General features: G+C 47.8%; 10 protein-coding genes. 6 read left to right on the top strand and 4 right to left on the bottom strand.

Going from position 1 to position 13,709, the window contains the following annotated elements; all coding sequences use genetic code 11:
- Positions 1 to 8 precede the first annotated feature (8 nt).
- Together modB and ACYVF1_RS10855 are read left to right on the top strand one after the other, a co-directional pair.
- Entirely contained in the window at positions 9 to 674 is a 666-nt protein-coding gene (modB, locus tag ACYVF1_RS10860) for a molybdate ABC transporter permease subunit (RefSeq protein ID WP_461078519.1), read from the top strand.
- Positions 671 to 1,486 carry a sulfate/molybdate ABC transporter ATP-binding protein gene (locus tag ACYVF1_RS10855; RefSeq protein WP_461078517.1) on the top strand — a complete coding sequence of 272 codons (816 nt, stop codon included), beginning with the start codon at positions 671 to 673 and terminating at the stop codon, positions 1,484 to 1,486. The genes modB and ACYVF1_RS10855 overlap by 4 nt, the downstream gene beginning before the upstream one ends.
- A 28-nt stretch (positions 1,487 to 1,514) precedes the next feature.
- On the opposite strand, the gene ACYVF1_RS10850 is transcribed toward ACYVF1_RS10855, so the two are convergent.
- Positions 1,515 to 2,612 (bottom strand): LamG domain-containing protein, encoded by a 1,098-nt coding sequence (locus ACYVF1_RS10850; RefSeq protein WP_461078515.1) that lies wholly within the window; start codon positions 2,610 to 2,612, stop codon positions 1,515 to 1,517.
- Between the two features lie 125 nt (positions 2,613 to 2,737).
- Between ACYVF1_RS10850 and ACYVF1_RS10845 the strand changes: the two genes are divergently transcribed.
- Together ACYVF1_RS10845 and ACYVF1_RS10840 are read left to right on the top strand one after the other, a co-directional pair.
- On the top strand, positions 2,738 to 4,057 hold the full coding sequence (locus tag ACYVF1_RS10845) for a hypothetical protein (protein ID WP_461078513.1): 1,320 nt from the start codon (positions 2,738 to 2,740) through the stop codon (positions 4,055 to 4,057).
- A gap of 89 nt (positions 4,058 to 4,146) precedes the next feature.
- Complete coding sequence (locus tag ACYVF1_RS10840; protein ID WP_461078511.1) at positions 4,147 to 5,184, top strand: spore photoproduct lyase family protein; 1,038 nt, start codon at positions 4,147 to 4,149, stop codon at positions 5,182 to 5,184.
- Positions 5,185 to 5,307: 123 nt separating this feature from the next.
- Here the strand turns inward: ACYVF1_RS10840 and ACYVF1_RS10835 are convergent, their stop codons facing one another.
- On the bottom strand, positions 5,308 to 5,742 hold the full coding sequence (locus tag ACYVF1_RS10835; protein ID WP_461078509.1) for a DoxX family protein: 435 nt from the start codon (positions 5,740 to 5,742) through the stop codon (positions 5,308 to 5,310).
- A gap of 179 nt (positions 5,743 to 5,921) precedes the next feature.
- Between ACYVF1_RS10835 and ACYVF1_RS10830 the strand changes: the two genes are divergently transcribed.
- Positions 5,922 to 6,635 carry a DUF2461 domain-containing protein gene (locus ACYVF1_RS10830; RefSeq protein WP_461078507.1) on the top strand — a complete coding sequence of 238 codons (714 nt, stop codon included), beginning with the start codon at positions 5,922 to 5,924 and terminating at the stop codon, positions 6,633 to 6,635.
- Between the two features lie 96 nt (positions 6,636 to 6,731).
- Positions 6,732 to 7,187: a RidA family protein gene (locus ACYVF1_RS10825; RefSeq protein ID WP_461078505.1), complete on the top strand. Its 456-nt coding sequence runs from the start codon at positions 6,732 to 6,734 to the stop codon at positions 7,185 to 7,187.
- A gap of 82 nt (positions 7,188 to 7,269) precedes the next feature.
- Here ACYVF1_RS10825 and ACYVF1_RS10820 read toward each other — a convergent pair whose 3' ends face one another.
- Positions 7,270 to 8,760, bottom strand: a complete 1,491-nt coding sequence (locus ACYVF1_RS10820) for a glutamate synthase subunit beta (RefSeq protein ID WP_461078503.1) — start codon at positions 8,758 to 8,760, stop codon at positions 7,270 to 7,272.
- A gap of 12 nt (positions 8,761 to 8,772) precedes the next feature.
- Positions 8,773 to 13,347, bottom strand: coding sequence for a glutamate synthase large subunit (gene gltB / locus ACYVF1_RS10815; RefSeq protein WP_461078501.1), 4,575 nt, complete (start codon positions 13,345 to 13,347; stop codon positions 8,773 to 8,775).
- Positions 13,348 to 13,709: the final 362 nt, after the last annotated feature.

Genomic DNA, 13,709 nt, shown 5'->3' with positions numbered 1-13,709 from the left:
ACTCATTTATGCCCATCGACTGGGGACCTATCTGGCTCACGCTACGCTTAGCGGGAATTACCACACTGCTATTATTGCTGATTGGTGTGCCGTTGGCGGGTTGGCTGGCGTTGAGTCGGTTCCGATTTAAGCCGGTCGTTGAAGCCATAATTAGTTTGCCGCTAGTTTTACCTCCGTCTGTTGTCGGTTTCTATCTGTTGCTGACATTCAGTCCGACGAGTGCGCTGGGAGCCTGGTTACTAAAAACCGTTAACGTGCAGTTAGTTTTTTCGTTTGAAGGATTAGTGGTGGCTTCATTGATTTACAGTCTACCGTTTATGGTCCATCCGATTCAGGCAGGGATAGAGAACCTGCCTGTTTCCTGGCGTGAAGCTTCGTATACCCTTGGGCAATCGTCAATTCGAACGCTGTGGCGAGTACTTTTGCCCAACTGCAAACCCGCTTTGTTGACAGGAATCGTGTTAACGTTTGCCCACACAATTGGTGAATTCGGCTTAGTTTTGATGATTGGTGGAAACCTGCCGGGTCAGACTCGGGTAGCTTCCATTGCTATCTACGACGAAGTTGAACTGCTTCATTTCCAGACGGCTCATGCGTATGCCGCTTTATTATTAGCCGTGTCTTTTAGTATTCTTCTGGTGGTTTACGCCATTAACAAACGGGTAACGGTATGATCGCCATCGACGTAGCAATACCTCGCCTGTTTGCCGAAGGTTCCGGTGAACTTCGTGTAAAGGTTGACCTGAAAATAGGTGATCTTACTGCGCTGGTTGGGCCGTCAGGATCGGGGAAAACGACCTTGCTACGTGTATTGGCCGGTCTGGAAACTGCTCGGCAGGGACGTATCGTGGTTGATGATTTGGTCTGGCTCGATACGCATCGACGAATAAATCGAGCTCCGCAGCAGCGATCGATTGGTTACGTTTTTCAGGATACGGCTCTGTTTCCAAATATGACCGTTCGGGAAAATATTCAGTACGCTGTGGCAAACGATCAACAACCGCTTGTTAATGAACTTATTGAAGCAACAGGACTGCAATCGTTTGTCAATCAGAAACCAGCCCGGTTGTCGGGTGGGCAACGGCAACGGGTGGCGCTGGCCCGGGCGCTGGTACGTCGCCCCAAATTGTTGTTGCTCGATGAGCCTTTTGCCGCACTCGATGCGCAGGCCAGCCAGATGCTACGTCAGGTATTACGCGAACTGCATCAAAACTGGGGCACCACTACGTTGCTGGTCAGTCACCATGTCATCGACGTAGCGGCCCTAGCAGACCGTGTGATTACGTTGGTACAAGGCCAGGTTGACGCTGACCGACAGGTCGATCAACGTAGCGAATCGAGCCCATTTCAAGAACGTATCACGCGGATTGAGTATAACAAGACTCAACATCAATGGATTATCGAAACCGAAACAACGCAGCTAACCTCTAAAAACCTCGCCTGGAGTCAACGACACGTGGGCGATTGGTTGACGTTTGAGGCATAATATTTCCTACATCAAACGTCATCCATCATCATTCTAGCTTTATTCCTGATTGATCTGTGATCAGGCCTTTGATGCCCCAGCCGCCGAAGCTTTCCGAAACGGCGAACCAGATTTCGTTCTTTCCCTGCCTGAGATCCAGATAAATAGCGTCGAAATAACCTATAGTACCCAGAAATCGGTAATCTCGCGACAAAAACTCATCCTGCCCACCGTAAACCAGTTTTCCATTGGTATACACTCTGACTTCATCGCTGAAACCCAACCGAAGTTTCTTGATCTGTGGCTTTTCGGACACGATAATAAATTTGGCAAAAACGGTGTTACTGGTTTCGCTCAGTTTGCTAATAGGGGAGAAGTTGACCGTTCCCGAGTTTTCGGCTGATAATTTTTGCCAGATTAACTGACTAGCCAGCTCTTTGGGGATTGTATAGCTACTTTCAAGCCGTTTTTTATCGAACGTATTCGAAACCTGCCAACTGGAAATCGTGCCCGATTGAGCCGCTTCTTCCGCTTTAAACTTACCTTGCAAGGGTGGATTATCCCGTTTCGTATACTGAAAATTGGCAAAACGTGTAGGAACAGGTGCGGTATTCTCCAGACTAATACTTCCAGCGTAGGGCGTGCGTTTAAGTTTGTGAATCACGAATGCTGGTTTGCTATGATCACCAACGTATACTTCCGCCTGCGTGCCGCTAACAAGAAGTTTAATATGCACCCATTCATTGAGCGGGTACGTAACAGCCGTTGAATAACCATCGCCATAATAAAGCTGCCAGGCCGCTTGCTGGTTGTAAACAGGCGTGTACTGAAGCGCGTCGGGATTGCCTAGCTGATGCGGACGTAAATAAACGGATTCATAATTGTCTTTATCCTGCATGCGGAAACGAACGCCCGGAAAATAACGGCCTTTCGCCAACATCATGTCAAATTCAATGATTCCGTTAAGAAACGTATCGTCTTTGAGGTAAGCAGTTCCTTCAGTAAGCAGAATGCCTTCTTTGCCCTGAAATGTTTCTTTTGACATTTTTCCGACGATTTCCCAATGCGAATCATCGAACGGAGCGGTCGTCTGCGCAAGCACGTAGCGGCTAACTAATAAGCTGAAAACAAGCAGGATTGATTTCATTTGTTTCCTTACATTTGACTGTATAGAAGCAAACATCCAACTTGACGGATACATGGACAATTCAAAGTTGTTCAACCCGTGTTCAAGTTTGCACAAATACGTAATGAACTGAACTTGAGTAGTTAATGGTATCGGAACAGCAAGACTGGCAACTGGCTCGGTGTCGTCAGTTGATTGAAGAAAAAGTTGCCTGGGGAAATTCAGAAGGCTGGTCGACGCAGGATTTTGAGCAATTAAGCGAACGCATCGCCGAGCAGACGAACGTAGCGTTAAGCGTCACAACGCTCAAGCGGGTATGGGGTCGTGTGAAATACCAATCGGCACCGACAGCTACTACATTGAATGCCTTAGTTCAGTTCGTCGGCTACGAAAACTGGCAGCAGTTCAAAAAGGGACTACAGCCTGATTCAACACCAGCTGAAACTCTGGAACGTACCGTAACAATCAATCCCCACGCCATACTACCAAATTCGTCCCGCCGTTGGTGGCTTGGTGGACTGCTCGCAGTAGGTCTGATTGGCGTGTCGGCAATTTTCCTGAATTACATGCGGCACCGACCGCTTACGCCAGAAAATTTTTCGTTCAGTAGCCAGGCCGTTACGAAAGGAATTCCTAATTCGGTGGTGTTTCATTACAATGCTACGTCATCACCCACCGACTCAATATTTATTCAACAGTCGTGGGACTCACGGCGTCGGCAACTCGTTCCGAAGAACGGTCACGAACATACGTCTATATATTACTATCCGGGCTATTTCCGGGCTAAGCTGATTATTGGCAATCAAATTGTGCAGGAGCATAATCTTCTGATTCCGTCGGAAGGTTGGAACGTAGCGGTGATGCAGGAGCCAGTACCCGTTTACTTTAAAGAAAGTGAAGTGCGTCAAAAGGGTAGTTTAGGTATTCCGGTTTCTCTGATTGAACAACAGAATATTCCGATGCAGCCCAAGCCTCCAACCGTTCGTTACCGATACATAAAAGAGTTTAACAATCTTCGGAGTGATAACTTTACGATGGAGACCCGACTAAAAAATGATTATCAAAAAGGCTCGTCGATTTGTCAGCGGGTTACCATTATGATTCATTGTAAAAATGGATACTTTTCTATTCCGCTATCGGCTAAAGGTTGTGTTGGTGACTTAGGTATTTATTTGCCAGACCATTACGCCGATGCAAAAGACACTAATTTATCGGCTTTTGGTGTGGATTTGTCGAAATGGGTGAACGTTCGTTGTGAAGTACGAAATGGATTGGCGAAAGTGTTTGTAGCTAGTAGAAAGGCTTACGAAGTTCAATTATCTGCTGAAGCAAAAGACATTGTGGGGATAAGCTACGACTTTGAAGGCACCGGTTCAGTTGATGCGATCCGATTGGCAAAACCGAATGGTGACGTAGTGTTTGAAGATACTTTTGATTCACCAGTTACGGCTAAAAATCATTTATAATATACTGTAAATCAGTGATTTTGATGTTTTATGGTTTGAACTAACGGAGCTCGTCAGACGTTTACTAAATGTAGCCTCAACGTCTATTTATGCCTGATTTTAATCCATCCTATATACTTTATACTGCCGATTCTCTGAATGGGAGGGGAGAAGCTGTACTGGCCAAATTTCCGGAAGCGGAAGCCCTTGAAGTGAAGCAGCATAATCGATTACCTGAACTGGGTATGAATCATTTTAAGATTAAATCCGACGTACTGGTACTGGGTCGATTGAAGTCGCAGGATATTAAGTGGAGTGGACGTAGCGCGGATTATATAGCGCCAAGTCTGGCCAACGGTTGTTTCGGTGGTTGTGCGTATTGCTACGTTGACCGACATAAAACCGTAAATCCCATTACGCTCTTTACTAATGTAGAAGAAAATATTGCTTCGGTCGACCATCACGTGATGAGCCTTCCCTGGCCAAAGGCAATCAATCAAACTGATCCTGAATTTTATACATACGACATTGGCTGTAACTCCGATATCGCTATTGACTACAGTTTGACCGACGGCATTCGGCAAGTGTTTGAATTCTACCGCGCCCACCCAAGAGCAAAAGCTACGTTTGCTACGAAGTTTGTGAATCAGGCGATGCTCAAATTCGATCCGCAGCGAAAAATACGCATCCGGTTCAGCCTGATGCCCAGCCACGTAAGTAAACTAGTCGATGTTCGTACGGACAGCATCGAGAAACGTATTGCGGCCATCAACGATTTCTATGACGCTGGTTACGAAGTACATGTAAATTTTTCTCCCGTCATTGTTTACGGCGGGAAGCAGTGGCGCAACGATTACCGTGATTTATTTCGTCAGCTCGATGCATCACTACGTCCCGAAGTTCGGGCGCAGCTCAAATGCGAAGTGATTTTCCTGACACACAATCAATGGCAGCATCAGGCCAATTTAGCCATCAATCCAAAAGCTGAAGAATTATTGTGGGTGCCTGAATTACAGGAAAGTAAAGTGAGTCAGTTTGGCGGCTGGAATATCCGCTACAATCACCAGCTCAAGCGGAAAATGGTTGATGTATTTGAAGGGCTGGTCAAAGATGAGATTCCGTGGTGTGAGATTCGATACATTTTCTGAACCGGTTTCCGAACCGGGATTTCAACAAGGTTGGAACGATTTTCAGGATTTGTTTACGTTGCAGAAGAATCATGTAAACAAATCCTGAAAATCGTTCCAACCTTGTTGAAATCCCGGTTCAGACTACCGACTATGTTGCTTCACGTACTCATCCATGGAGAATCGACCAGAGCCGAGGACCAGAAATAATAGTAGCAGTCCCAGCACAATCAGCGAAAGCCATAGTTCCGAGTTTAAAGGAGAAAATCCCTGGCGAATATTGACAAAGAAGACAGCCGCTATCAGAATTGGTAGCTGAATGATACACATAAGCCGCGTAAGACAACCCACCATAATCAGAAAACCACCCATTAAATGGGCAAACGCAACGTAATGAACGGCCATGACCGCATAAAGGTCAAAATGTAACCCACCCACCAGATTATGCAGGTAGGTTGTATCACTAATAAAACTTATGCCTTTCAGCACCAGAATAATCCCCAGCATAATGCGGAGAGCGTCTGTCCAGGCGGGGTGATGCGTATCGCCCCAATGCTCAATACGATGTAATACGTTCATACGAGTAAGCATTTAGTGAAACTGTACCGAATATATAAAATGGTTACGTCCAAATCAAGCTGAGCGCGAACCAGTTAGGGGTTCCGGGAGAATAAATTGCATCCAAATAGACTGATTAGTTAACAAATAGGCAGTTGAGTTAACCACCTTGGGGCACAATTTTGTATCTTTGACTAGTCATGAAAGCAAAATCTGCCCCAAAGGCTGGCTTTACACCAGCTACGCTTACGTTCCTCCGAGACCTTGTTCAGAATAATAATCGAGAGTGGTTTCAGACCAATCGACCCCGATACGATGCGGCTAAAGCTGAACTTTGTAACGTAGTAGAACAGGTGCTGGCCGGTCTTGCGCCTTATGAACCGTTGGCCAATACGTCTGTTAAAGACTGCGTTTTCCGCATCAACCGCGACATTCGTTTCTCTAAAGATAAAAAACCGTATAAGTCAAATCTGGCATTTGCGATTGGGCCCGGCGGCCGACACTCGGGACGTATCGATTACTACGTACATATACAGCCTGATAATCAATCGTTTCTGGGGGCGGGTATGTGGCAGCCGACACCATCTAATCTAGCTAAATTTCGGCAGGAAGTAGACTATAACGTAGATGAGTTGAGAGACATTATCGAAAATGATACGTTCAAAGCCTATTTCCCCGAAGCACATGGGGAGCAATTAAAAAGCATGCCGAAAGGCTATCCCGTCGATCATCCTGAGATTGATTTGCTTCGCCGGAAAGAATTGTTTTTTATGCATCGGTTTACTGATAAAGATGTTTTAGGCGCAAATTTTGTGGATGAATTGATACGAGGATGCCGCATCATTAAGCCCTACTGCGATTGGTTGAACTACCTGTTTTTTGACGAAAAAGAAGAGCCTGTTACGTTATTATAAGCTGGTTATACTTAGTTTATCATGTTGGTTGAGAAGCGCTACGTGAGAATTGAAAACCTTTAATTGAATTAACAAGTCATTGAACCGCTTAGAACTATGAAATTCTGCTTTATCCTTTTAATCAGTACGTTGCTGGGAACGTTTGCCCTGGCACAGACACCCTCGAATTTATCGCTTGGGTATACTTATAAAGTGACTTCTGCTCTACCGGGAAAACAGGTATACATCAGTGGGCAGCGACCCTATAACGCCAATGGCGAACTGGTTGGCACAGGAAGTATAGCCAAACAAACTGAACAGGTATTTGAGAATATCAAAGCCGCCCTGGGACGTGTCGGCATGTCGATGAGCAACGTAACACAGATAACCTATAATTATAAAGGTACGTCAGGAAAAGGGCTGGTTGAATCTTCTTTAACTCAACAAGTTGGTGAGGTTGCTAAAACGTATTTTGCGGGTGTTACAACGTCGCAGGTAGCTAAAACGAATAGTGTTGCTAAGATAGCTCAGGACGACGTTTTGATTGAAATCGAAGTGATCGCGATTAAATAAACGATATGACGCTTACTTCAGCGTACAAAAAAGCCGCTTCTAAACTAGAAGCGGCTTTTTTGTACGCTGTATTTCCTGAAAATCAGTCTACTTCAATTAACGAAACAGCTTTCGCTTCGAGTCGGCTTTCGCCCATCAGGTATTTGTCGGCAGCACGGGCAGCCTCGCGACCTTCCGAAATAGCCCATACTACCAGTGATTGGCCTCGGCGCATATCGCCCGCCGAGAATACATTTGGATTAGTAGTAGTCTGATAGTTAGTGGCTTTTACATTGCCCCGATCATCATATTCAACACCTAGTTCATCGAGCAGACCGTTATGTTGGGGGTGTAGGAAACCAGCCGCCAGCAACGCCAGTTCGCAGGGAATGTCGCGTTCAGAACCAGCTACTTCAACCATCTGCATTCGTCCGTTTTCGTTTTTCCATTCCAGATCAACGATACGTAGCGCTTTCAGATTACCATTTTCGTCGCCCACAAATTCTTTGGTATTTATAGACCAGTGCCGGTCACAACCTTCCTCGTGCGACGTACTGGTACGTAGCATCATTGGCCAGTTGGGCCAGGGCGTGTTTTCTGCCCGATCTTTGGGGGGCATTGGCATTAGTTCAATTTGCGTAACCGACTTGGCTCCATGCCGGTTCGACGTGCCCACACAGTCTGAACCGGTGTCACCGCCACCAATCACTACTACGTTCTTATCGGTGGCCCAAAGTTCGCCATCGCCGTATTTTTCGCCCTGGTGATCTACTTCTACGGGCCGGCCGGCGTTACGTTTGTTTTGCTGACTCAGAAATTCCATAGCTGGATAAATTCCTTTCAGTGAACGTCCGGGAATTGGTAAATCGCGTGGAACGGTAGAACCGCCAGTCAGCATCACCAGATCGAAATCATTCAGCAAGTCTTTGGTTTTCAGATCGACACCGACATTAACGCCCGTTTTGAAGGTAATGCCTTCGTCTTCCATAACGGCTAGCCTTCGGTCGATGGTCCATTTCTCCAGTTTGAAATCAGGGATACCATAACGGAGCAGTCCGCCAATCTGATCGGCCCGTTCAAAGACGGTCACCGTATGGCCCGCCTTATTAAGCTGAGCGGCAGCTGCCAAACCGGCTGGTCCAGAGCCAACTACTGCTATTTTTTTACCTGTATGTTCTTTGGGTAACTTCGGCGTTACGTATCCCCGTTCAAAAGCGACTTCTGCAATTGATTTTTCGATAAATTCAATCGCCACTGGCGGCTTGTTAATTCCCAGAACGCAGGATGCTTCGCAGGGTGCTGGACAAATACGACCCGTAAATTCCGGGAAATTGTTGGTTGTACTCAGAATTTCGTACGCGTAAGCCCAGTTCTGCTCATACACCGCATCGTTAAATTCGGGAATGATATTTCCGAGCGGACACCCGCTATGGCAGAACGGAGTGCCGCAATCCATACAACGAGCTGCCTGCCGACCAGAATCCTGTTCGGAATGCGGTACGTCAATTTCCTTGTAATCGTGAATACGTTCCTGGGGCGCACGCTTTTTGGGTAACTCACGTGCAAATTCTAAAAATCCGGTAGGTTTTCCCATCTTATTTTATACTCAACCGTGCGTTACGTCCACGGTAATATCTTGATAAACAATATTTTTATCACGGATCTGGTCGGCCAGCGAAATGCCTCGACCTGCCAGCGCCTGCCGGAAATCGCTTGGCATCACTTTCACAAACTGACCGATTAGATTGTCCCAAGCCTGAATCAGCGAAAGGGCTACGTTGCTGGTTGTATACTGGAAATGTTTATCGACGTATTCCCGTACAATGCCCTGATCTTCCTCATTTAAAGGCTCGAGGCTCACCATCTCCATGTTCACTTTAGATGCGAACGTACCGTCCAGATCCCAGACGTAGGCAACGCCCCCGGACATCCCTGCCGCAAAATTGCGTCCGGTTTTGCCCAAGATGATAGCCAGACCACCTGTCATGTATTCGAGCCCGTGGTCACCGATACCTTCAACAACTACTTTCGCTCCTGAGTTACGGACGCAGAAACGCTCGCCCGCCATACCGCGAATAAACGCTTCTCCCGACGTAGCACCGTAAAGCGATACGTTGCCGACGATGCTGTTTTCTTCCGGTTTAAACTGAGCGGCCCGGTCAGGATACACGATAAGTTGCGAACCGCAGAGACCTTTGCCAAAATAGTCATTGGCATCGCCTTCGAGTTCAAGTTTTATACCGCTTGTGCTGAAGGCTCCGAAGCTCTGGCCAGCCGTTCCACGCAGTTTTACGTGGATGGTACTTTCTGGAAGGCCAGGACCACCATACACTTTCGAAATCTCGTTCGACAGCATCGTGCCAATACTCCGGTCGATGTTTTGGACCGTAAACTCTCCATATACTGATTCTGCTGAGGCCAAAGCTGGCTTGGCTAGTTCAATCAGCTTACGGTCGAGCACTTCGTCCAGATGGTGGTTTTGCTCTTCCTGTTTGTACAAAGCAACCTCCAGATTGGTAGGCTCTCTATATAACAGCGCATCAAGGTTGACGTTTTTGTATTTCCAATGCGGGAGGTTTTGCCGCATTGTAAGCATTTGCGACTGACCGACCATTTCATTGATAGTCCGGAAGCCCAGCTCAGCCATGATCTCACGCAATTCCATTGCCAGGAACGTAAACATATTTACTACGTGCTCGGGCTTGCCCGTGAAGAGTGCGCGTAGCTCTTTATTTTGCGTCGCTACACCTACCGGGCACGTATTGAGATGGCACTTGCGCATCATAATGCATCCTGCCGCTACGAGTGCCGCCGTCGCCACACCAAATTCTTCAGCGCCGAGGAGAGCCGCAATCGCCAGATCACGACCGGTACGCATCTGACCGTCAGCCTGTACCGTAACGCGACCACGAAGTTTGTTTTTAACCAACGTCTGGTGCGCTTCGGCCAATCCTAATTCCCACGGAAGCCCGGCGTGACGAATTGAGGAGAGGGGAGAAGCCCCCGTTCCGCCATCGTGACCAGAAATCAGAATATGGTCGGCGTGCGCTTTGGCAACACCGGCTGCAATCGTTCCAACACCGGCTTCCGATACCAGTTTCACGCTGATGCGTGCTTCTCGATTGGAGTTCTTAAGGTCGGAAATCAACTGCGCCAAGTCCTCGATTGAATAAATATCGTGGTGGGGCGGGGGTGAAATCAGGCCCACGCCAGGCGTAGAGTGACGCGTCCGACCGATCCAGTCATCGACCTTAAAACCAGGTAATTGGCCACCTTCGCCGGGCTTGGCTCCCTGCGCCATTTTGATTTGCAGTTCTTTGGCGTTGGTCAGGTAGTAACTCGTCACACCAAACCGGCCCGAAGCCACTTGTTTGATGCCCGAATTCATGCTATCGCCGTTTTCGAGCGGTTTATAACGTAGCTCGTCTTCACCACCTTCTCCCGAGTTGCTTTTGCCACCAATGCGGTTCATCGCAATCGCCAGCGTCGTGTGTGCTTCCCACGAAATCGAACCGAAGGACATGGCTCCCGTTGCAAAACGCTTGAAAATGCTTTCAATCGATTCGACCTCATCCAGCGGAACAGGATTGCCTTTTTTGAACTTCAGCAAACCGCGTAACGTAATGGCTTTCTGCGTCTGATCGTCAATCAGCTTCGAGTATTTCTTGAAAAGCGCGTAATCGTTCTTCTTCGTCGACTGTTGCAGCAGGTGAATTGTGTCGGGGTTGAAAATGTGCTTTTCACCCCGTTGCTTCCACTGATAAATACCCCCTACTTCGAGCCGTGGTGCCGCCATCGGCGTGGTTGGGAATGCTACGCAGTGACGTACCAGTATTTCGCGGGCAATCTCATCGAGACCCATGCCGCCGATACGTGATACGGTACCTGTGAAGTAGCGGCTTACTACGTCCTGATTGAGGCCAAGGCACTCAAAAATCATAGCACCCTGGTATGATTGCAGCGTCGAGATGCCCATCTTCGAGAAGATTTTCAGCAACTCGCCATTCACCGCTTTTACGTAATTTTTGTAAAGTTTGTCAAGGTCGTAATCAACGGCCAGCAGTCCTTTTTCTTTAAGGTTGGCGATGGTTTCGAACGCCATATAGGGGTTCACACCCGAAGCGCCATAGCCAATCAACGTAGCAACGTGGTGGGTTTCCCATACGTCGCCCGCTTCAACTACAATACCCACTTTACCCCGTAATCCCTGACGTATCAGGTGGTGGTGAATGGCTGACGTAGCGAGCAGTGACGGAATTGGCGCGTGACTGGAATCAATAGCCCGGTCCGAAAGCACCAGAATCGAGTAGCCGTCCTGAATGGCATCTTCAGCGTAGCGGCAGATACGATCCAAAGCACGTTCCAGTGATTTCCCGTGACCGTCGGCTGTAAACAGACAGTTAATGGTTTTAGCCTGAAACTTAGGTTTATCGATAAATCGCAGTTTGTCAAACTCTTTCGTGGTCAAAACAGGCTGCTCCAGTTCAACCTGCCGGCAGTGTTCCGGTGATTCACTCAGCAGATTATACGTAGCACCCACGAACGAAATCAGCGACATAATCGAGCGCTCCCGAATCGAATCGATGGGCGGATTCGTAACCTGAGCAAACAACTGCTTGAAGTAGTGGCTCATGTGCTGACTTTGTTCCGATAGTACCGCCAATGGTACGTCGGTTCCCATCGAGCCGAGCGCTTCTTTACCCGTTTCGACCATCGGTGCCAGAATCATCCGCAAATCTTCCGACGTAAAGCCAAATGCCTGCTGCATACGTAGCAGTTTAGCGGGGTCGTAGTGATTATACGAACGTATTGGCGCTTCGAGGTCCTGAATCTTTATTTTATTATCGTCGAGCCACTGCTGGTAAGGCTTACGGGAAGAAATTTGCGCTTTGATTTCTTCATCAGCCACAATCCGGCCCTGCTCCATATCAACGAGGAACATTTTACCCGGTTGCAGACGACCTTTCGACACTACTTTCGCGGGATCAATATCGAGTACGCCCACTTCCGACGCCATAATAACGATGTCGTCGTTCGTTACCCAGAACCGTGATGGACGTAGCCCATTCCGGTCTAACGTAGCACCAACGATACGTCCGTCGGTAAATGAAATCGACGCCGGACCATCCCAGGGCTCAATCAGAGCCGCATGAAATTCATAGAAAGCTTTACGTACCGGGTCCATGTGATCGTTTCCGTCCCAAGCTTCCGGAATCAGCATCATCATCACGTGCGGCAGCGACCGGCCACTCATCACAAGTAGTTCGATCGCGTTGTCGAGGTTGGCTGAGTCTGATTGACGAGGATCGCAGATGGGCAACAGCATGTCCATCTCTTCCTTCGTAAACTTGCTCGACTCAAGTAACCCTTCTGCTGCTTTCATCCAGTTAACGTTACCCTTAACAGTGTTAATCTCACCATTATGGGCAATATAGCGGAACGGTTGGGCCAACTTCCACGATGGGAACGTATTGGTTGAGAAACGGGAGTGGACTACACCAATGGCCGAAACAACCTCCTCCTGCTGGAGATCCGGGAAGTAAGGCTCCAGTTGCAGCGTGGTTAGTTGTCCTTTATACGTAATTGTCCGACACGAAAGCGACGAGAAATAAAAATGGTCAACACCAGCTACCGTCTCGTTGATGAGCCGCGTGCTGTAGTTACGCAGAATGTAAAGTTTGCGCTCAAAATCGTCTGGATTGGTAACATCAGCAGGACGTTTAATAAACACCTGCTCCATTTGCGGTTCCGCCGAGCGAGAACCAGTACCCAAATCGCTGTTGTTGACCGGGACGACCCGGTAGCAAAGTAATTCGAGACCTAGCTTCTTCATGTTCCGGTTCAGAATGGCCCGGCATTCTTCCCGAAGCCATACATCTTTCGGAAAATACACCATACCCACACCGTACTCAAGGGCGGGGGGCAGATGAACGCCCAGCTTACGAGTTTCATCGACGAAAAACTCGTGCGGAAGTTGAATAAGCAGACCGGCTCCGTCGCCCGAATTGGGCTCGGAACCCACCGCACCCCGGTGCTCCATCCGCCGAAGCATCTGGAGAGCATCCGATACGATACGGTGTGACTTGCGACCTTTGATATGGGCCACGAAGCCAATACCGCAGTTGTCGTGTTCAAACTCGGGGCGGTAGAGACTCGCCAGTTGGTCAACCTGATCAGACATGGTCGTAACAGTGTTGGGTAATGCCGCTATTCGTGGATTACTGAATTAACAAAATCGCAACAAATAGGGGCGAATTTTAAGAAAATCAAAATTAACGGGTAGTCCGATCTGTACTTATAACTTAGAGAAGGCAATCGGACTGAAGGGCGTTTGTGACAAAGTCACGCAATATACTACTAAAAAAAGTTGGTAAAAACAGCCTTCTCCGGAATTTTATAGCGAACGGCACTAATTGTGAATTTGATTATAATTGTTCTTGAAAAGTGAATAAAAAGCAATTATAACTGACGCTCACTATATCGGAATATCATTAAAAAGCCGAAGGGTGAAAAGTCGATTTTTATCTTCTTTTCACCCTTCGG

Source organism: Spirosoma flavus, assembly GCF_054778555.1.
This window is presented reverse-complemented; position numbering and strand designations above follow the sequence as displayed.

Bases quoted from the DNA above. Each gene is read 5' to 3' on its own strand.
- modB (WP_461078519.1), top strand. From the start codon at position 9: ATGCCCATCGACTGGGGACCTATCTGGCTCACGCTACGCTTAGCGGGA.
- ACYVF1_RS10855 (WP_461078517.1), top strand. From the start codon at position 671: ATGATCGCCATCGACGTAGCAATACCTCGCCTGTTTGCCGAAGGTTCC.
- ACYVF1_RS10850 (WP_461078515.1), bottom strand. From the start codon at position 2,612: ATGAAATCAATCCTGCTTGTTTTCAGCTTATTAGTTAGCCGCTACGTG.
- ACYVF1_RS10845 (WP_461078513.1), top strand. From the start codon at position 2,738: ATGGTATCGGAACAGCAAGACTGGCAACTGGCTCGGTGTCGTCAGTTG.
- ACYVF1_RS10840 (WP_461078511.1), top strand. From the start codon at position 4,147: ATGCCTGATTTTAATCCATCCTATATACTTTATACTGCCGATTCTCTG.
- ACYVF1_RS10835 (WP_461078509.1), bottom strand. From the start codon at position 5,742: ATGAACGTATTACATCGTATTGAGCATTGGGGCGATACGCATCACCCC.
- ACYVF1_RS10830 (WP_461078507.1), top strand. From the start codon at position 5,922: ATGAAAGCAAAATCTGCCCCAAAGGCTGGCTTTACACCAGCTACGCTT.
- ACYVF1_RS10825 (WP_461078505.1), top strand. From the start codon at position 6,732: ATGAAATTCTGCTTTATCCTTTTAATCAGTACGTTGCTGGGAACGTTT.
- ACYVF1_RS10820 (WP_461078503.1), bottom strand. From the start codon at position 8,760: ATGGGAAAACCTACCGGATTTTTAGAATTTGCACGTGAGTTACCCAAA.
- gltB (WP_461078501.1), bottom strand. From the start codon at position 13,347: ATGTCTGATCAGGTTGACCAACTGGCGAGTCTCTACCGCCCCGAGTTT.